The sequence below is a fragment of the Mucilaginibacter lacusdianchii genome, assembly GCF_009770985.1.
GTDB lineage: Bacteria > Bacteroidota > Bacteroidia > Sphingobacteriales > Sphingobacteriaceae > Mucilaginibacter > Mucilaginibacter lacusdianchii.
Genome location: NZ_WSRW01000002.1, coordinates 812,840 through 832,047, shown reverse-complemented (window position 1 = coordinate 832,047; position 19,208 = coordinate 812,840). Strand labels below are relative to the sequence as shown.

13 protein-coding genes are annotated in these 19,208 nt (G+C 38.2%); 5 read left to right on the top strand and 8 right to left on the bottom strand.

The features are described from left to right. Positions 1–180 precede the first annotated feature (180 nt). The 6 genes from GPM24_RS10580 to GPM24_RS10555 form a co-directional block, all read right to left on the bottom strand. Complete coding sequence (locus tag GPM24_RS10580; protein WP_158826726.1) at positions 181–1,134, bottom strand: hypothetical protein; 954 nt, start codon at positions 1,132–1,134, stop codon at positions 181–183. Further along, entirely contained in the window at positions 1,100–2,896 is a 1,797-nt protein-coding gene (locus GPM24_RS10575; protein ID WP_158826725.1) for an ORC-CDC6 family AAA ATPase, read from the bottom strand. Before GPM24_RS10575 ends, GPM24_RS10580 begins: the two co-directional genes overlap by 35 nt. Continuing rightward, a complete protein-coding gene (locus GPM24_RS10570) occupies positions 2,883–4,085 on the bottom strand; it encodes a metallophosphoesterase family protein (RefSeq protein ID WP_158826724.1) in 1,203 nt (400 codons plus the stop codon). Before GPM24_RS10570 ends, GPM24_RS10575 begins: the two co-directional genes overlap by 14 nt. Position 4,086: 1 nt before the next feature. After that, positions 4,087–4,929, bottom strand: a complete 843-nt coding sequence (locus GPM24_RS10565) for a DNA adenine methylase (protein WP_158826723.1) — start codon at positions 4,927–4,929, stop codon at positions 4,087–4,089. A 63-nt stretch (positions 4,930–4,992) separates the two neighbouring features. Then, the gene (locus tag GPM24_RS10560) at positions 4,993–5,643 is read right to left on the bottom strand and encodes a hypothetical protein (RefSeq protein ID WP_158826722.1); all 651 of its coding nucleotides are present in this window, start codon (positions 5,641–5,643) and stop codon (positions 4,993–4,995) included. Beyond that, positions 5,636–6,424, bottom strand: coding sequence for a hypothetical protein (locus GPM24_RS10555; RefSeq protein ID WP_158826721.1), 789 nt, complete (start codon positions 6,422–6,424; stop codon positions 5,636–5,638). Before GPM24_RS10555 ends, GPM24_RS10560 begins: the two co-directional genes overlap by 8 nt. Positions 6,425–7,467: 1,043 nt before the next feature. On the opposite strand from GPM24_RS10555, the gene GPM24_RS10550 reads away from it, so the two are divergent. From GPM24_RS10550 to GPM24_RS10530, 5 genes are all read left to right on the top strand, one after another. After that, positions 7,468–8,313 (top strand): hypothetical protein, encoded by an 846-nt coding sequence (locus GPM24_RS10550; protein WP_158826720.1) that lies wholly within the window; start codon positions 7,468–7,470, stop codon positions 8,311–8,313. Positions 8,314–9,431: 1,118 nt separating this feature from the next. Continuing rightward, positions 9,432–10,412, top strand: a complete 981-nt coding sequence (locus GPM24_RS10545) for a tail fiber protein (protein WP_158826719.1) — start codon at positions 9,432–9,434, stop codon at positions 10,410–10,412. Between the two features lie 446 nt (positions 10,413–10,858). After that, the gene (locus GPM24_RS10540) at positions 10,859–14,128 is read left to right on the top strand and encodes a hypothetical protein (protein WP_158826718.1); all 3,270 of its coding nucleotides are present in this window, start codon (positions 10,859–10,861) and stop codon (positions 14,126–14,128) included. A 35-nt stretch (positions 14,129–14,163) separates the two neighbouring features. Then, the gene (locus tag GPM24_RS10535; RefSeq protein ID WP_158826717.1) at positions 14,164–17,712 is read left to right on the top strand and encodes a DUF6443 domain-containing protein; all 3,549 of its coding nucleotides are present in this window, start codon (positions 14,164–14,166) and stop codon (positions 17,710–17,712) included. 7 nt (positions 17,713–17,719) lie between these two features. After that, on the top strand, positions 17,720–18,349 hold the full coding sequence (locus tag GPM24_RS10530; RefSeq protein ID WP_158826716.1) for an SMI1/KNR4 family protein: 630 nt from the start codon (positions 17,720–17,722) through the stop codon (positions 18,347–18,349). 55 nt (positions 18,350–18,404) lie between these two features. Here GPM24_RS10530 and GPM24_RS10525 read toward each other — a convergent pair whose 3' ends face one another. Together GPM24_RS10525 and GPM24_RS10520 are read right to left on the bottom strand one after the other, a co-directional pair. After that, entirely contained in the window at positions 18,405–18,725 is a 321-nt protein-coding gene (locus GPM24_RS10525) for a hypothetical protein (RefSeq protein WP_158826715.1), read from the bottom strand. Positions 18,726–18,743: 18 nt separating this feature from the next. Then, positions 18,744–19,085, bottom strand: a complete 342-nt coding sequence (locus tag GPM24_RS10520; protein WP_158826714.1) for a hypothetical protein — start codon at positions 19,083–19,085, stop codon at positions 18,744–18,746. Positions 19,086–19,208: the final 123 nt, after the last annotated feature.

The following is a 19,208-nucleotide window of genomic DNA, read 5'->3' as shown; positions in this document are numbered from 1 at the left end:
AATTCATAAAAGACTACAAATTTATCATATAAGCTTTACCTATAATTTAACCTATCGCTTTGCTTTATGTTCAATTCCTATGGTATTTAAATTTACAAAATATTGGTTCGATTTGAGTTTTTAAGGATACATTGGATCGAGTAAATTTTACTCTACTTTTCTTCAACTATATTGTTCAATTTATTCAGAAACAAGGCTGTTAAAAACAACTTCATTTACAATAAATGTTTCACTATCAATAGGCTCTCTCTTATATTCGTTGATATCTGATCCCGAACCAACGCGCCAAATATCAATATCGGGAAATTTAACAGACAAAAGCATAGATATAAACGTAAAAGGCTTTGGCCCCAGTGGCGCAATTATGATGCTATAATCTTCACGAAGTAAATAGTATAAAGATGTAAGTTGTCTTTCAAGATATAGTAGGTCATCGAATGGATAGGTTATTATATTCTTGTAATGCTCTAATATGTTTTTGTTGTTTGCTTTTACCGTATCAACAAACTTTGGGTCTAAAGCCGGTTCTGTGTAAAAAACGTAGCAGATTTTGGGATCTAAATGATCAATTATTCCTTCAGCTTTATTTTGTTCGTAGCCGAGGCAAACAATTAATGCTTTGGGCTTGTTTGTCGGAACGACATATTTGCCAGGTAGTGGGGCAATTTCTGTATTGTGTTTTGGTTTCTGTGGAACAGAGTATTTTGATGGTGTATAAAAGAAATAAGCTTTAACTTTGTCGATTAAAAGACTTCTCTTGGTTAAATATAGAATGATAGAATAATACCACGCTTTAGTCATACAGGAGTAATCGACAACAATATTGATTTCCTGATTAACATATAAAGCAAACTGAGAGTCAAGTATTTTATAGATTTCAACATGGCTCTTTACCTGAACATATGAGATATTTTCATTGCTCTTTTTAGGTATAGCCTTATAACACAAGGCGATAGACTTCAATATCATATTGCTTTGGGCCACACGATTATATGCGCACATAACGCGTCTTTCGTGATTGCACGCAATAATAAAAAGGTGTATTCTCTTTCCTTTGATTTCGTCAACCTCGATTTGTTTTCCGTATTGTAGCTGCATATTAGAATAGTGAAGTTTGCCCAGCGCTTTTAACATCTAATCCTCTTAAGCAGTCACTTAATTTAATTGCGGTGTATTTTCTCAATGGCAAATCATACAGTGGTGCAAAGAGGTAAGAGAGCTTTAATCTTTTACCTCTTATTTTAAAATCAAACGACTGTATATCACTGTCAACGAGAATTAACGCGCCTTGAGATATTCCTTTTTCAAGAAGGGTGATAATTTCATCTGATATTTCATGTTGGCTTTCATCAACTGTAAATGTACCTTTAGGATCAAGATTAAATGTCGAACCTAAAACTTGGTTTTTAAAGTATATTCCAATTCTTTCTATAATTTCTGTTAACGGAGTAGAAATTGAAGTTCCAGTCGGAATATTCGCAATAACATTTTGGAACCGTTTTGCAGCACTAATGATTTCGTCATACTGTAGTTTTTCGGACACTCCGCGGCTTATTGACTTTGATAATATTGAAGTTATGATAGCTATCAACCATCGTGGATTTCCATCACAAATTTTTGTTAACACTTCGATTCCGGAAAACAACTCGCCCGTCTTTCTACTACGGTATGAAGTTTTATACTTCGCACCCTCAATTCTTCGATTTTCTGATAAATAGTAGTTCCTGTATATAACAATAGGCTTTATTTTTCTAAATAAAATATCTTTCTGATTGTCGACTGGAATAGGTCTATTAATATCAATTTTTCTATCAAGTAAAAACGCTTTGAAAGCGTCGTCTTTCTTCACCAGTTCAAGCATTTCCTTGTAGAATTTACTGCCTTCATTGTAGCTTTCTGTAAGCTTATTATAAATTTCGTTAGATCCGAAAAACTTTTTTGCATCTTGAATATTTAAATTTCTCGATACATAGGAATCTATAATTTTTCTTGAAAAACTATCGGCCTCGGCTGACCCCCACATTTTAATCATAGTTACATCGTTACCTGTAGTAGCACTATACTCGTGAGTCAGTATTTTCTCGAGATCTGAAGGAAGTATTGGACTTGAACTCAATTTATAAAGAATATATTGTGTCCTACTTCTTAATGAACGGAATAGCTTTTTCTGCAGCCAAATTGGGGCAAACTCTAATTCATCAAAACACAAAGCCCACCGCCGCTTATTATTTAACGAATAAATTCTTTCGAAAATTGGTATGATATACTCCAAAGAAGTTTCAAAAGATAAGTTGAAGAAGTCTGGATTGGGAAGATCTCGGTCTTCTTTATGATTAAATATTACGTCTTGAATTAATTGATTAACATAATCAACTCGTTCATTCAATGCTTCTTTAACATACTCAATTTTAGGCACAATACTATTTAGTTTCCAAGCTTTAATCAAATGTTTACATAACTCAAGCTCCTTATTTTCGTCGAAGCATTGAATGTCTATTTCAAGGATGTTTTTAAATGTATCACATAAAGATGAAAATACATTGCTTGTAACTGAAAATAAAGATATCTTTTCGGCAAAGTTACCAAACGATTCAAGTTCGGAACTGTACGTTTGATTTTTAACATCCCAATAAATATCAGTTGATATGTAAACAGCATAAAATGGTAAACCCAACCTAATTTCATCTGATCTTTCATGCCTCCAATTATAAAGAGCAGGTAAAGTCAGCATTTTCATCAATGTAGTTTTTCCACAGCCACGAGCACCTAAAATAATTGAATGATCATTTTGAATCAACTTTTGAAAGTTGTTCGAGAAAATAAAGCTTTCAGCAACTTCAGAAGGCTTCAAATGCCTCGCATTATATGTGTTGTAAAAGTTATTAATCTCGTTCATAATACACGTGTTTTGGTCTTACTCCGATCTTTGATGTAACCAATATTTTTTCATTCAATAGTTTAGCTTCTAATTCCTCCATTTTATCGGGCGTTAGATACTGAACTTCGGGTATTTCATTAATTATTATATCCCATTTTAGCATACCGGTTGAAGTAGCTTCTAAATGTGTTTTTATTTTGTCTACAATCAATTGCAGGTTATCTAAATAACCAAAGCCAGCATATGGATAGAACCCATCTTCTCTATCCTTCCTCCAACCAATTCTATTTTTAAATGTTAGTGTCTCCAAGATGCCGTTTGCAGGCTGGCTTTGCTCTTTGATAATTTCAATAATATGGAAATAATTGAACTTGTTAATCCAAGAAATTTGATTTGTTGCAGCAAAGCTGCCTGACGATAAGATAGGCAAAGAAAAACCACTTTCTGTATTATAATATCTCAACCAAGGATCATGTTTGTGTCCGTGTATTAATAGATCGAAACGAAAAGTACCTAAAACATTTAAGAATGACTCTCCATTTTCTATGAAGTCATGCTCTCCTAAATCTTGCCTTGCATGCTTGATAGGGTGATGGTGAACCAGCCCTATCTTGATTTTTTTGGGATCATTGTTTTCTTTGAGATATTTTTCAATTTGCTCGATCTGTGCGGGATCCATTTTACCTTTTACCGCGGGATTTTCAATTGGGTTATCTTTTTCATAATGGGTATGATAGTGTGTACTGTTAACAACTAATATTTGAAAATCTTCTTCTTCAATGAAAGTGAATCCTGTGTCCCAAAAATGTTTAAGATTCTTTTTCTCAATTGGGAAACTTTGGCTTATTTTCTTCGGAATGTCAAAACTATAATTTGAGTAAGTATGTCTCGAATCGATATCATGATTTCCTATCGTTGCTATTACACTATCAGCTTTTAAAGCTCTTGCGATTTCATTAACATACGACCATCCTGAGAAAAATCCTTGTTTATCTGACTGGTGAGTGAAATCTCCCGGGCTTAAAACTAAATTTACCTCAATTTCCTCTTTTTCAATGATATCCAATAGGTTCTCGACAGGATGCTCAGTAGTAGGCAATCTAAGTTTATCGCTATAAAGGAGAGTATTGTTTTTTGAGAACTCCTTCTGTTCAGGATGACAATGGAGATCGCTAATAACAGCAATTTTTAACTTTTTAATTGCCATCTCAAATTTTAGTATTAGAAATAATCAGCTCGTTATACATGCCTCTCGTTTTATTTCGACCGCCTACTTGGCTGCTCCTTGACAATTTTGTCATTGAACCGATTTCTTCATATAAGTTTACGATAGACCAGTGACTGGCATTAGTCAGTATAAAATGTGCGCCTATTTGATTTAATCGGATTATATAGTTTTTAAGCCGTTCTTGGTCTTCCCATGCGAAAAGCTGTTGATTGTACTCTATAAATCCATTATTTTCATGTGCAACGGTGTAAGGCGGATCTAAAAAAACCAAATCGCCTTTTTTTATATTTATAATACTTTCCTCAAAGCCATGGGCACTTATGTGTACATTTTGGAGTCTATCACTAACATTCAATAATAGTTGCTCAGTTACGTGATCAACTTTAACTCTTTTACCGTAGGGTACATTATAAAGACCGCTACTGTTTACCCTATATATCCCGTTAAAAGAAGTTCTATTTAGATAGATAAAACGTGCCGCTTTCAGATGAGGCGATTCAAAATTACAACTTCTAATGTTATAGTAATCTTTTTCGGTATTCTTAAACTGCTTTAATTCTTGAATAACACTGTATGGGTTGTCTCTAATTTGTGTATACACATTGATTAAATCGTCATTGGAATCGGAAAGGTAATATTGCTTCTTTTCAAATAATTGATTGGACAAATGAAAAAAAACTGCACCTGCCCCCAAAAATGGTTCATGATAATCATGAAATCTCTCGGGCATAAATTCTTCAATATATTTTTTCGTAAACCATCTTTTTGAACCTGTCCATCTCAAAAAGGGAGCGATACATTTACTTTCAACCAATTTCGCCATTTTCGGAACGAATATAGCTATAAAATGGTGCTGTAAACTTCATGATGTGGTCTGTCGGTAATTCTACTTCAAATTTTTTAATTCAGTCAATACTTTTTTCACCTCTTTAGAAGGTACTTTCTTAAGCTCGAAAAGCAAAACATCAGGCAATTCACCTTTTCCAAAAACAAGAGGCTCTTTCTCACCGGGCTCTTGCGTGTACACTACAGTGCATGTTGTCTCATCACCCAAAGAACCACCAGAATGTATTTGGTCATGCTCAATTACATAGAGGTCCCCAGAGTAGTGAATTGATTTTTTTTCTTCAATGACAAAAAAGCCATCAGTAGTTTTGGTAAGTATTCGACCTCCATTTGACGTATAACTACCCTTATATTGACTGACGTTCGGGTTTTTTAATCCATGTATTTTATACAATTGATTAACTACACAGCCGCAAAATACATAGCTGTTAACCTTGTAATAATGATTATGGATATCAAGTATGGGAGTAAGTTCATAAACTCTTTTGTTCCAAATATGAATACGGATGGTTTCATTATTGGAAAATGAGTGTAGTGTAGCATACATGAATCCAAGTGGATGAAAATACATATTATCATAAGCAATTAAATTTGATAATTCCGTGATTAGATTTTTAACAACGATATGCAGATTTGATACATCAGATTTACGGTATAACTCTCTTAAATTTTCAAAATCAGTACTAAGCATAAGGATTCTTATTGTCTTTTACAGATTTGCAAATTGCTCGGTAATCTTCATGAGTTAAGTTTTGATCTAACCCCAATGTATCCAATATCGCTTTTACATTAGACTCATTTAGTATTGAAAGGTTATAGTTAGTAGGTAACTGTATATCAAGAGAAGTGTATAACCTGTATGTCTGAGCAAGTTCCTCTTTATAAGATTTAAATAAAAAAGAGCCTTCTCTACAGACTAAAGCGGGTTCGTTTTTGTCCTCTTTGGTTATTATTGCAGTCTTAGAAGATGAGTCAATTCTTAGTGTGGAAAATGTACTTTTTAATTTGATAGCAATATCGAAATTAGGATTATTCGTTTTGTAAACTGCTGCAATTAAAATTGTAGTTAATAGTTCTCTACGAACAAAGTCTTTATTCCACAATTTTTTTAAATTCTTGGCAGAACGAAGGTTACCCCTATATAGTGCATAGTCGGCACATACCTTGTTATCTGACGGGTTTAATAATTGTATTTTTAAAGTTTTGTGCTGATTAGAGGCCTGCGCCATTTTATCCAAATAAGGAATCGTTTTCGCACGTGTATGGCGACCCATACCACCGCTGAAATGCCAAGAATCGGTTTGAGCCAACTCCTTGTCAAACATCTCTTCTAAACGAAGTGATTCTACAATATCAAACTTTTTTTCGTCATCTGGGATTTCGATATAAAACATAAACAGCCCTACAGCAACTGTCACAAACAATGAAACGAAAATACTATCTAACAACCTTGTTGTTAATGCATGTAACATAGGCTCCTCAGTACTAACTCCATTGATATTCTGGGAATGAAAGTTGGTAAACACGTATACCCTAAGGAGAAAAATTAAAGTAAGTAGGCAGAATATTAAAATCAAAAAAATACGTCGAGACTTTTTATTTTGTAGTAAAGCTTTCAAGGGTTTTATAGTTTATAGAGGCATAAATATACGAAATACATGTAAAAATATTTTGTAGAGAATAAGTAGTATATAAGCTATAAATGTTCGGACGCACCAGATTGATAAAATTCGAACATATAATTTTACTCGGAAAATTGAGTTCGATTCCTATTAGGGAGCGTCTGAAATTCTATTTTATGGTAATTTGCTATGAATATTGCCGGTAAGAATAATACCGGTAAAGGAATAGGTAAAGTTTAAGTTTTGAGTAAGCGCTTTATATCCACGTTATCTGTATTTCGAATCTTATAATAAAAATTTTGCGCTAATACCTTAATTTAGATACTTGTTGCCTAAGCATACCAATGTTTTTGGATTTCATTAGCTTTTTTTAAGTCTTGCTTAAAGGAGTAAGTGCGTTCTCAAAGCGTTTGTAACACTACCTTATTACAATAATCGAGAGCTAAGTTTAGAAGCCTATATTCTCTTCGTTGTCTTTCGTACCAGGTAAAGTCAGCATATGGAATCAGCTCTGTCTGTTCAATGTGTTTCAAGTTGAATACCCTGCCAATGATAAAAGGAGGTAATGACCTGTTGCAATTGCAATTAGGAAGTTCCCCCATGAAAAAATGCTATTTGAGATACTGATAAATAATACCTGATAATATTTAAATACTTTTAAATAAGTATTTGAATATTTGCTTAATGTGATATATCTTAGGGGCAGCTTATCAACCAAACGTTAACTAATCTGACTTATCACTCTTTCATGAATACTCATCATACAACTGACATTCTTGCTTAAATAATTTATTGTTTCTTTTTGCTTGCCATAACAGCTTGTATTCAAGTTGCATGGGCAGCTTTTGGCTTAAATGATTAAAATTCTATTAAGTCCTATTTCAATTCAGTACATGAAAAAAATTTACTTCCTTTTACTGGCCGGCATGCTGGCTGGTTACGCATCTTTTGCTCAAAATAGCTTCCCAGCAGAAGGCGATGTTATCATCAGAAATCAGGACCTGGGTAGTCGGCTCATTTTCGTAGATGCCAATCATGCCATATACGGCCGTAAAAACCTTCAAGGCTTTGCTGATGCATTGAGTTTTTATGAGTACGGTCACATTGACTTTTATACCGGTGGCCCAATTGCCAGTCAAGTTCAGCGCATGAGAATCAGTGCCAATGGTAATGTCGGTATCGGAACCACCTCTATTGATGCAAAGTTTGTTGTAGCCGGATCTGGAATCGTTCAGAATATCACAAACCTTACCGATTCAGATTTAAAATTTTGGCTCAGTGCACCAAACGCAGTTGATAAATTTGCCTTAATAAGCCCCTCATCAACTGCTAGTTTAGCTTTTGGCGTCGGAAGTACAGAGAAAATGCGTATTACCAGTAATGGAAACGTGGGTATTGGTACCACTTCACCGGATACCAAACTGGCAGTTCAAGGCACTATTCATACGCAAGAAGTAAGAGTGGATATGACCGGCTGGTCGGACTATGTTTTTAAGCCAGCTTATCGCCTCCCTTCCTTGACGGAGGTGAAGTCCTACATTGATCAAAATAAGCATTTGCCAGGTATTCCCTCCGAAGCAGAGGTGTTAAAAGAAGGGATCAATCTTGGGGAAATGAATAAACTGCTGCTGAAAAAAGTTGAAGAATTAACGTTGTATGTTATTGGCTTAAAAGAAGAAATACAGAAAATGAAAAGTAAAGTCAGATATCATCATAAAAAGAATAATATCATAAAATAGAATGACAAAGTTGAATTTCTATTTAATTATATTGCTTTTTTATCATACAGTTGGTACTGTCAGATAGAAAATGAGATCACACATCTACCCAATGTGATACCGATCAGTACGCAATCTGCAAAGTTTTTAAAATACATCGGAATACCTGTAAGTAATTACACTGGGGTGCCTACGATATCTATCCTGGTTCACACGATCAAAGTAAACGGGGCCGAACTTCCCATTTCGTTAAATTAACATTCTAACGGCATAAAAGTAAATGAGGAAGCCGGTTGGGCTAGGTTAGGCTGGTCACTTTCAACCGGAGGGAATATCACGCAAATTATAAAAGGCTACAATGATTTTGGCATTTACCAATGGCGAATTAATGAGGCCATAGAAATTTTCAACGCGAGTCACTGGATTCTCTTACTTGGGGAAGCAGGTTCGACGTTTGGATAACCAAGGCATCTGTCGCCCCGTCGTCGTCAGGTACGAATCTTGAACTTATAACTTTCAACTCAGACGGGTATATCATGGCCGGAACCAGGGACGTTGAACCTGACTTAATGATACTATTTAAGCTCACAATTCCTGTTGTTCCTCACCTTTCAATGGCTTCATAAAACTGTCGATATGATTTATAAATGTATCGCCTTACGACAATCAGTAAAGAGGGTACTGCATTAACAGTAATAAGAAGCTATTTTTATAACGTGATTCCTTCACGTCTCCATCTTTTACATAACAATAATGATTGTGTTGGTTTATCTAATTTGTGTTCTATTTTTAGATGAATACGTTACAAGTGATGAGCAGATGTGCTAAAAATGCAGTTGCACTTAAATAAGAAAAGTGATTATGAATAAGTATTATTTCACTTCCCTAGTAAATAATATAGAATATTTTGGTGTAAGTGTTTGAATAATGGCTTATCATGAATTATATTAGAGGCGAAATCTCAACCTAGTGTTAACTAACCGAATTTATCACAGCTTCATGAACGCATATCCCACCTTGTTCCGCCTTACATAAAATAATAAATTGTTTTTTGGATCCTGATTGTAGCTTGTAAAGCAAGTTAAAGGGAAGCCTTTATCTTATTTTATCATCAATTCCGAAACCCTTAACCTGTTCACATGAAAAAAATTTATTTAAGCCTAATTCTTCTCACGAGTATAACGCTGGCAAAAGCACAGTGGAGTACCAATGGTAATCACATTTACACCAGTAACTCTGGCAACATTGGCTTTGGAACCAGCACGCCAATTGAATCCATAGGGGGCGCAAGGAAAACCCTTCACTTGTATAATCCTAGTGACGGTGTGATAATGCGGCTGCAGGGGAATACAATCGACTTCGAAATAGGCACCAGCCCAGCGTATAATGCTAGTTTTATCTCCACCCGATCTAATCATGATTTCATCTACTTTACAGGTAGTGTTGAGCGGTATCGGATTACCAAAGACGGATATTTTGGTATTGGAATGACTTTCCCAACTGGAAGATTGGAAGTTGCTTCTCCGAATGGTGGTACTGGGTCGGCAGGTATCTTTCATTTGAATGGTTCACAGTCGTGGGGCCATGTGGTCACCTTAGCCACAGACCTTACGGGTGGCGATGATGCCAGACTCCTTTTCAGTTACCGTAACAAATCAAAGCAATGGTCTTTGGGCGGGTCATTCAATACCAGCCGCTTTAGCATCTGGGAAGATTCAGGTAATGGTGTTTTTGGAAGTGATTATGGTACGGAACGCTTTACAGTATTGCCTGGCGGCAATGTAGGAATTGGTACTTCTGCTCCAGATACTAAACTTGCGGTTAACGGCACCATCCATACCAAGGAGGTAAAAGTTGATTTGGCTGAGATGGCACCCGATTATGTTTTTGAAAAGAGTTACGATTTGCCGACTTTATCTGAAATTGAAAGATATATCACCACTCATAGACACTTACCAGAGATTCCTTCTGCGAAAGAGATGGAAAAAGAAGGGATGAACGTAGGGAGTATGACGCTAAAACTGCTCAAGAAAATGGAAGAGATGACATTGTTAATGATTCAACAGCAAAAAAAAATCCAACACTTGGAAAGTCAGGTGCAAAATTTAAGCAAAAAGTAGACCTGAAACATACTTTATATAATTCAGTAAGAATTTATATTGTAATTGTGAGCGCGTAGAAGATCTTCGGTTTTAACAAGTGAATCCTTAGGTTTTTACAATGATAACCTAAATTAACCAATGCATACTGCCCTGACTTGTAAGGTAACACTTGGTCCAAAAGCTGTATCATAAAAGTAAGTCCGTATTGATGTACTGCATACCGCAATGTATTTGAAGCGCTCTCAAAATCTCAAGACATAGCTGGCAGTTTTGTTTCAAAAGTTGAATCTATGAATCAAAAATTAGGGATTCAGTAGGCACCTGTATTTTCGATTAAGAGGTGTGTTAAAAGTAAAATATTTTAAATCGTATAATAAATGTTTTTTAAATCTATAATAAAATTACTCCGTAACTTTTGTTGGCATATTTTCTTTATTAAGGCGTGTATCAATATTACACTCCCTGTGTCAATAAAACTGCGGATTAGTAGCAGCCCTATTCGGGATCCTTATTGGCATCATTCACTTGGACTTTGTAGAATAAGGGTTAGTTTTATTTTAATATTGGTTTTTAGCTTTTTTTTTACCTATGCCCAGAACACAAATACATCGATAATCAGTAAAATTGATTACAAACCTCCTATTGGTCCTTCACCAGAAGCTGCAGCGCTTGGTCAATTTGGAAAAGTACCTGTGTCCCTTTTTAGAGGAACCCCTCAGATTACTGTGCCAATGTATAGTTTCAGATATGGGGATATCCAAATCCCTATCAGTCTCAATTATAATGCTAGCGGTGTTCGTGTAGACGATATTGCCAGTAGCGTTGGTCTTGGCTGGTCCATGCTTGCTGGTGGTGTGATATCCAGAACGGTCAGAGGCGGCCCCGATGAGCAAGGAATGATGGACGATCTGCGAGATGGCTTTAATGCAAATGGCGTGTTTATTGTTAATTCAGGAACAATCACACCCGACTATGACCTGGCATTAGATGCAACCCTCTTCAATCGAAATTATGAAAGGGATACCTATACATTTAATTTTTTGAATTTCAGTGGCAGATTTGTTATCGGACGAAACGGCACTGCTTTTTTTCCAGCCACGCCAAACTTAAAACTATCAATCCTGGATGATAACATCACTCGTGGATTCCTGTTTACAGATGATAAAGGATTTCAGTACTACTTTAAGGCATTAGAAGGCTCGACATCTAATGAGATATGTTCGGTTGGTCCGGCAAAAACACCTGACGGGTCTGTGATCACAGCCTGGTACTTGACCCGAATTGTTAGCCCGCAACATTTCGAAGTGGTACTGGAATATGATATATACGATTATACGCTACCCAAAAATTATGCAGAGGCGAAGTATGTTTTATTGAATCCTGGCGCTGGATGTGATGATGACCTTGCTCGCCTGAGCCGGAAGTGTAAAACGATTGAAAGTTACAGTGCTCAGCGCCTCAAGCGCATTTATGCGGTTAGCGATAACAAAGAAGTAATCTTTAACTATTCCGTCGGTACCCGCCAAGACATGACTTATGATGGTCAAGCACAAGGGAAAAGCCTGGAATCAATTCAAGTGCGTGGTAACGGCAATCTTTTAAAAAAATGGCAATTAGCCTACAACTACTTTAGCCCGGCCTCAATCAACAAAAAGCGGTTAAAACTGGTGGCTGTTAAGGAGGATGACAAGCCACCATACGAGTTTACTTATGAAGAAACAAAAGAGTTGCCGGAAAGATTATCCTTGGCGCAGGATCATTGGGGATATTACAATGGTAAAGACGTAAATACTTCCTTTATTCCCGCCATCCCCAGGATCGGAATCCCAAGTGGAGCCGATCGTGAGCCAGATGAAGCGTTTATGAAAGCGGGAAGTCTTAAAAGAGTAAAGTATCCAACTGGTGGATTTACGGAGTTTGAATTTGAGCCCCATACTAACCTGACAACAGACAGCACTATTTCTTTTGTCCAGGAATCCGCTTCTTTAAATGCTGCTGCTAATACCGGAGACTTTCAGCCGGAACTTAACTTCTTTTTACCGGCTAACGCAACGGATGTGTACTTAAGCTGTTCATTGTTTCCTATCAATTTCGACGATGTGCTTAACGGGTCACTTATCAATAACCAGAATGTGGTTCTGAAGTTGATTTCAAGTGACTACGGTGGTAATGAAAATAATCTCAGTACCGGCGAACAATATAAACTCAAAATCAATCGAAACAATTATGCGGATCACGGTAGCATTTCCCTGTTCTGGAAAAAACCAGTAATCAACACGTCAACAGGCACTCGAATCATTTATGGGGGGCTTCGTGTCAGATCAATAAAGGACTATGGGAAAGACAATACTTTAATATCAGCAAAATACTATAATTATAATTTACTTAACGATCCTGGTAAGAGTTCAGGCCGTGTGCCCAAGGATTCAACGAAAGTCTATTATTCAGATTATCGCACCAGAAATACGTTCTATAATCAAGTTAGTGACTATATCCCCTGCAACTATTGGGCATTATCATCAAATTCCTCCACGTTCATCGGAGATGAGGCCGACGGTGTAATCGGGTATACGCAGGTAACCGAAACGGATGAAGCTGGCGGACTGAACGGACGTACCATTTACAATTATATGTCTAATATTGCTGATCAGGGATTACTCAAAGAAAAGATTGAACAGCGCTATGATAAACAAAGCAAGCAGTTTGTAAATATTCATCACTTACTCAACCAATACGAAGCTGACGATCTTAACGCCAGCACTCCGCCGGGGCCCGCTCAGCAGGTGATCCCAAATTGGCATATTACGATGGTGCAGCCACAGCAGGATTTTTATCCAGGCGGAATGGATGGTGGTACTAGCCCGGTAGGGGGTACACTACCCACCACATATGCAGCTAAGTTTGAACTGATCAAATACTTGTACGTTTCTGCATTAAATAAGCTTGTCAAAACGACCGAAACCACCTTTTCAAACACTGGGCAAGCACCTGTAGAAGTTGTTACTGATTTTGCCTATGGAAGTACATCGCATACTTATCCAACAACTATCCTTAAAAAGGATAGTCAAGGTCGACTATTGAAAATCGACAATAAATACGTAACAGACATTGCAGAAACAAGCAATGCTCAACCGATTTATACGACCATGCGAACTGCCAATATTATAGCTCCATTAATAGAACGAAAAGTAGTCAATCAAAGTAATAATAATAAAGAATTAAGCTATGTAAAGAACAATTATACAGATTGGGGAAACCAAGTCTTTCAGCCATCTTCGACCGAAACCGGTTATAATGGTCAACCACCGGTTGCAGAGGTAACTTATACTAGTTATGACTCGCATGGAAACCCCTTGCAAGTTAAGGTGAAAAGCGGCCCCCCGGTGGCTTATCTTTGGGGATATAACAGCCAGTACCCGGTAGCGGAGATTAGAAATGCGACATATCAGCAGGTTTTAGGTGTGTTGGGGCAGGCTAAGATCGATCAACTGGCCGGTAGCAATCCGGGCGATGATGCCAGTGTGCGCAATCTGTTGGCACCTTTGCGTACAGCCCTTCCACAGTCATTGGTTTCTATCTACACTTATTCACCATTGGTGGGAATGACCTCGCAGACGGATGCGAAGGGGGAGACGACGTATTATGAGTATGATAATTCTCAGCGTATGAAGTTTATCAAAGACAGCAAGGGTAATATTATGAAACAAATGACCTATCACTATCAAAACCAGTAATTACTTAAGATAACTGGCCTAGACCATTAAGATCAATGAAACAGAATTATAATAGACGGTTCATCGCCTGCGTTTGGGCTGCCTTACTACTTTTGCTGGCAGCTCCTTATGCTTTGCTGGCACAAAAGGTATTTAAAGATACAACGATAGCCAGTTGGAATCAACCTTCCCCTACATTTATTCAAATTAAGCCCACAACGGTGATTAAGCCAGGTGTTGGGCAATCAGTACGCTTGTACATTCAGCAGCCTTTGGCTAACTGCGTGGGATTGGGGACTGTGCTTAGCCAGGAGCAAAATTATATTGTCACTTATACGCTACGGGATTCTGGAATCACTAATCCAGCTGATAAAACGCTGCAGACTTGTCAAGTGATGACGAATGTCCAATATTTTGACGGCTTGGGAAGACCTTTGCAAACTGTCCAAGTTAAAGGTAGTCCAACCTTTCGCGACTTGGTACAGCCGTTTATCTATGACCAGTTTGGCAGAGAGGCTGTCAAGTACTTGCCATATGCTGTTTTACCTACAGCAGCAAGCGATGGTAGTTACAAGCCTAATGCTTTAGCGGATCAAGCATCATTTTATACGAATCCTTCTAATCCCAACACTTGGAACGCACCTGGCATCCCCAAAATTGCATTCCCCTTTGCTGAAACCGCGTTTGAACCCTCTCCACTCAACCGAATTGTAGAAGAAGGCGCTCCTGGCGATGCCTGGCAGTTAACCGGGAAATCCGGAGCGACAAATCCTGGTCATACCGACAAAACCATATATGCAACCAATGACGCCGGTTCGATTTCCACAGGTAGTGGCTACTGGGCGAAACTTTATAGCGTCAGCTTAGATGCTACTGGTAAGCCTTCGCTTATCGACGGAGGTAGCTATGGCGCAAGCCAGCTTTATGTCACGATAACCAAGGACGAAAACTGGAAGACTTCAGATGGAAAGGCTGGCACCAAAGAATCCTATACAGACAAAGAAGGAAACCTTGTACTCAAACGGGTTTACAACACCAACACCGATTATATTTCTATCTATTATGTATATAGCGATCTTGGCAACCTTACTTATGTGCTTTCACCCAAGGCAGAACCGGACAACGGTGGTATTACGCAGACGACATTAGACAAGCTATGCTTCCAATACCGGCATGATGGCAGGAACCGAATTGTAGAGAAAAAAGTACCGGCTAAGGGCAGAGAATACATTGTTTACAACAAGCTTGATCAGTCAGTAGCTTCACAGGATTCCCTGCAACGAATCAAGAATGAGTGGAACTTTACAAAATACGATGCTTTAGGCCGCGTCATCGTTTCTGGTATTTGGAACAACAACAATTCCGCAATTAGTCGAGCTGACTTGCAAAACTTAGTTGACGCGCAATCCATCAACTGGGAAAGCAGAGATAATACTAAATCAAGCAGCCAATATTACACCGCAGAATCATTTCCCAAAAGCAGTATCACTACCTACCTGGCCGTCAATTACTACGATGATTATGACGTTCCAAACCTTCCAACCAATTATGACAAGCGCAACAGCTACAGTTCCATGACGAAAGGTTTGCCGACCGCTTCGCTCGCCAATGTGCTCGGCACATCAAACATGCTGTGGACAGTAAAGTACTACGATGATGAAGGCCGGGTCAAAAAAAGCTTTGTTCAGCACTATTTTGGTGGCACTAACAACCTTGCCAATTATGATGAAACTTCCTTTAACTATGATTTTACCGATCATGTTACTTCAAAAACCAGGGAGCACTATGCGGTAAATAAGCCTAAGCTCACCATTTCTGACTCATTTGATTTTGATCATGTAGGTCGCGAAACCAAGCTCTGGCAACAAATTAACGGTGGAACAAAGGTTTTGCTTGCGCAGTCGGATTACAACGAGGTTGGACAGGTGAAAACCAAACACCTGCATAGCCTCAATAGTGGCAGCAGCTTCCTGCAAGATATTTCTCAGCAGTACAATGAACGGGCCTGGCTTGTAAAAGACAGTTCTGCACTGTTTGTGATGCAGCTCAAGTACAATGATGGAACTTCGCCTCAATACAACGGCAATATCGCCAATCAGTACTGGGGTACAGGTAGTAACTTAAGCAAGAACTACGCTTACACCTATGACAAACTGAACAGGTTAACTGCCGGAATCTCGAATGAGGGCTATCACGAACAAGGGATTGATTATGATAAGGTCGGAAACATCCAGCACTTAACCCGTAACAATCCATCAACATCGACTACTAGCAGCTTGACCTACAATTATGACGGTAATCGGCTGACGGGTGTAAGCGGCTTAACTGGAACGTCACTTTACCAGTACGATGGAAATGGAAATATCAGCTATGATGCACGCATAGGAACCAACAACACATATAATCTGCTTAATTTACCCAATACTATAACAGGAAATGGCAAAAACATCAGTTATGTATATGACGCAGCGGGAAACAAATTAAGAAGAATCAGCGCAGCGACTGGCAACACGGATTATATTGATGGCATACAGTATGACAATGGTCAACTTAGCTTCATCCGTACTGAACACGGCCGGGTATTGCCATCCGGCAGCAGCTTTAACTACGAGTACAATATAGGTGATAAGTTAGGAAATGCCAGGTTAACGTTTGACACACAATCTGGAACCGCTCATACGGTCCAGCAAGAGGATTACTATCCATTCGGAGTAGAGATACAAAGAGGCGCCGTTGTAAGCCCAAGAAACCTTTACCTGTATAACAAAATGGAATTGCAGGAAGAGCTTGGGCAATACGACTATAACAAGCGCTTTTATGATCCCATTATTGGAAGATTCACTAGCATTGATCCACTGGCTGAAAAATATCCATATTATACCCCGTATCAGTTTGCCGGGAATGAAGTGCCTAATGCGATGGATATGGATGGGCTGGAACCGGCTTATCAAGAAGCATCAGGAAGGACTGTTGCTGCAAGAGATGGACAGTTACAGAAACCATTAACAACAGCAACAGGAAAAGCCGTCTTAAGTCAAAATCCAGTAAATGGAGGTGATGCTACTAGGGCCGTCGGTTGGTATTTGGAACCATTTCAAACCGCATTTGGTGGTACAAATCCCGATGGAAGTAAGGCAAGCGTTGGAGATAGATTACATGCACTCGGCACTATTGTTTTCGAACGTACGTTTCCTATTGGAAGAGGTGGCGCAAAAGGTGGTAGCATAGAGGTGCCTACATTGGATGCTCCGATAATGGAGGGTGCTCCAGAAGCCCCTAACGTCCAAGAAATTAGCATTTCGAGAAGTAAACATCCTGAGTCCGCTGCACATGCAGAGCAGGCAATTAAAGATGGAGTAAGTAACGAAGGAGTGATTGATAGAAAAGGTGCAAGTGCAAGGAGAAAAGAAAATTTGAAAGGGACTGAAATCCAAAAAGGAAAGGACCGAGACGAGTTTCCACCAGCTGTAATCGATAACGGCAACAATGGACAAAGTGTGAAACACATCAAGCCATCAGACAATAGAGGTGCTGGATCATCCATTGGCCACCAAATTAAAAAGTTGCCTGATGGGACTAGAATTAGAATAGTAGTAAAAAAATAATCAATGTATGGAACAGTTTGTGACGTTCTTAAGATATAAAGATAAAAACTCCTCGAGCTCTTTACCCTCTCTAGAAACTGTAATAGAGCTTAAAGAGAAAATAATGGATTCCAGCTATTGGGACTTTATAGAAGTGAGCAACGGAGGTTTTTTCTACGGAAAGTCTTTGTCAATTTACGCGATTGATTCTAATAAAGACTATAATGACATACAATCAATTAATAACATGATCCGAAAGGAGTATTCTAGGATAATTGATGATGAATACTTCTTTGGAGAAGAGATATTCGGAAACCAATTTGGATTCTCAGGAAAAGGGATAGTATTTTTCAATATCGAAACAGGTGAAAAAGAATATATAGCGCAGAGCTTTAAAGAATGGTTGAAAGTTATAGATGAAGATTTAGATTATTATACTGGAAAGAACCTCAGTTTGGAATGGAATACTCAAAACGAAGAGTTGAAATTCAATGAGCGGTTATGTCCTAAAAAACCATTTATTATAGGCGGTGAATACAAAGTCGACAATTTGTACAGATGCTCTTATCCTAGCTATTTTTCGACAAATGCCAATATTGCAAACCAGGTATTCGACTTGCCTGATGGGACGCCAATCAAACTTAAAATTGTAGATTGATGGCTTATGAGAATTTATCAAGAACATTTACACCTCTCAAACAGAAAGAAACAAGTCACTTTAAGCTATTACAATAATTAATGATTAAATAGTAACGTAAATTCAGACTAGTGGCTTTGCCGATATAAACCACCTTAGCTTCATCAACCCAATTTCGCCTCAGCTCGTCTATGTCAACATTCGGGTTCTTTCGGTTGAAAAAGCCGCCGGTGCCAATTGTTAAGTAGTTAGGCAAGGCAGCATCCAAACTCAAAACAAGGTAAACGCCTTTTTGGTCTGGGATCATCGAACTATCGGTAAACAACTTCGCTTTGGTCAAAAAGCCTTTGAAGCCTGCGCTTTTAAGTTGGTTAATGTCGTTGAAGTCGAGCAGCATGAATATAAGGTCAGATGGTTAAAATTTTGCTAAATATACATAAAACATCTTCTTGCTCTTAGGTTCTCCAGCAATGAGCAAGCACTCATTCTTGCCGCCTTTCGTGGAGGCAATGATGTAGGGATCTTGGTTTTCCAAGAGGAACTGATAGGCTTTGTCCAACTTTTCAATCCAGATATCTTCATCCACTTTCCACCATTTCTCCCGGTACTGGAAGTAGGCAAACGGTTTTCGGCTTGCGCCTTTATCCCTGCCATCCAATCTGAAATATTCAGGGTGCTTGCGTTTGAGATCGGTTACTGCATATACGTAGAATTCATCAAAGCTATTAAATTTGGGAGGGGTATTCTTTTTAAGCATCAGACAAGATTGTCTGCGCAAATTGTGGTTTTTCTGGTTGACATCAAAGCTGTGTGTAAAACATCATGCTTGAAGCTCATCAGTCATCAAAGTTGAATCGCTTTGGTTTATATACAGCGTCAT

What these genes read in the sequence shown, in the direction of transcription:
- GPM24_RS10580 (WP_158826726.1), bottom strand. Translation starts at nt 1,134, where the DNA reads ATGTTAAAAGCGCTGGGCAAACTTCACTATTCTAATATGCAGCTACAA.
- GPM24_RS10550 (WP_158826720.1), top strand. Translation starts at nt 7,468, where the DNA reads ATGAAAAAAATTTACTTCCTTTTACTGGCCGGCATGCTGGCTGGTTAC.
- GPM24_RS10525 (WP_158826715.1), bottom strand. Translation starts at nt 18,725, where the DNA reads ATGCTGCTCGACTTCAACGACATTAACCAACTTAAAAGCGCAGGCTTC.
- GPM24_RS10520 (WP_158826714.1), bottom strand. Translation starts at nt 19,085, where the DNA reads ATGCTTAAAAAGAATACCCCTCCCAAATTTAATAGCTTTGATGAATTC.
- GPM24_RS10555 (WP_158826721.1), bottom strand. Translation starts at nt 6,424, where the DNA reads ATGTTACATGCATTAACAACAAGGTTGTTAGATAGTATTTTCGTTTCA.
- GPM24_RS10545 (WP_158826719.1), top strand. Translation starts at nt 9,432, where the DNA reads ATGAAAAAAATTTATTTAAGCCTAATTCTTCTCACGAGTATAACGCTG.
- GPM24_RS10575 (WP_158826725.1), bottom strand. Translation starts at nt 2,896, where the DNA reads ATGAACGAGATTAATAACTTTTACAACACATATAATGCGAGGCATTTG.
- GPM24_RS10535 (WP_158826717.1), top strand. Translation starts at nt 14,164, where the DNA reads ATGAAACAGAATTATAATAGACGGTTCATCGCCTGCGTTTGGGCTGCC.
- GPM24_RS10570 (WP_158826724.1), bottom strand. Translation starts at nt 4,085, where the DNA reads ATGGCAATTAAAAAGTTAAAAATTGCTGTTATTAGCGATCTCCATTGT.
- GPM24_RS10565 (WP_158826723.1), bottom strand. Translation starts at nt 4,929, where the DNA reads ATGGCGAAATTGGTTGAAAGTAAATGTATCGCTCCCTTTTTGAGATGG.
- GPM24_RS10560 (WP_158826722.1), bottom strand. Translation starts at nt 5,643, where the DNA reads ATGCTTAGTACTGATTTTGAAAATTTAAGAGAGTTATACCGTAAATCT.
- GPM24_RS10530 (WP_158826716.1), top strand. Translation starts at nt 17,720, where the DNA reads ATGGAACAGTTTGTGACGTTCTTAAGATATAAAGATAAAAACTCCTCG.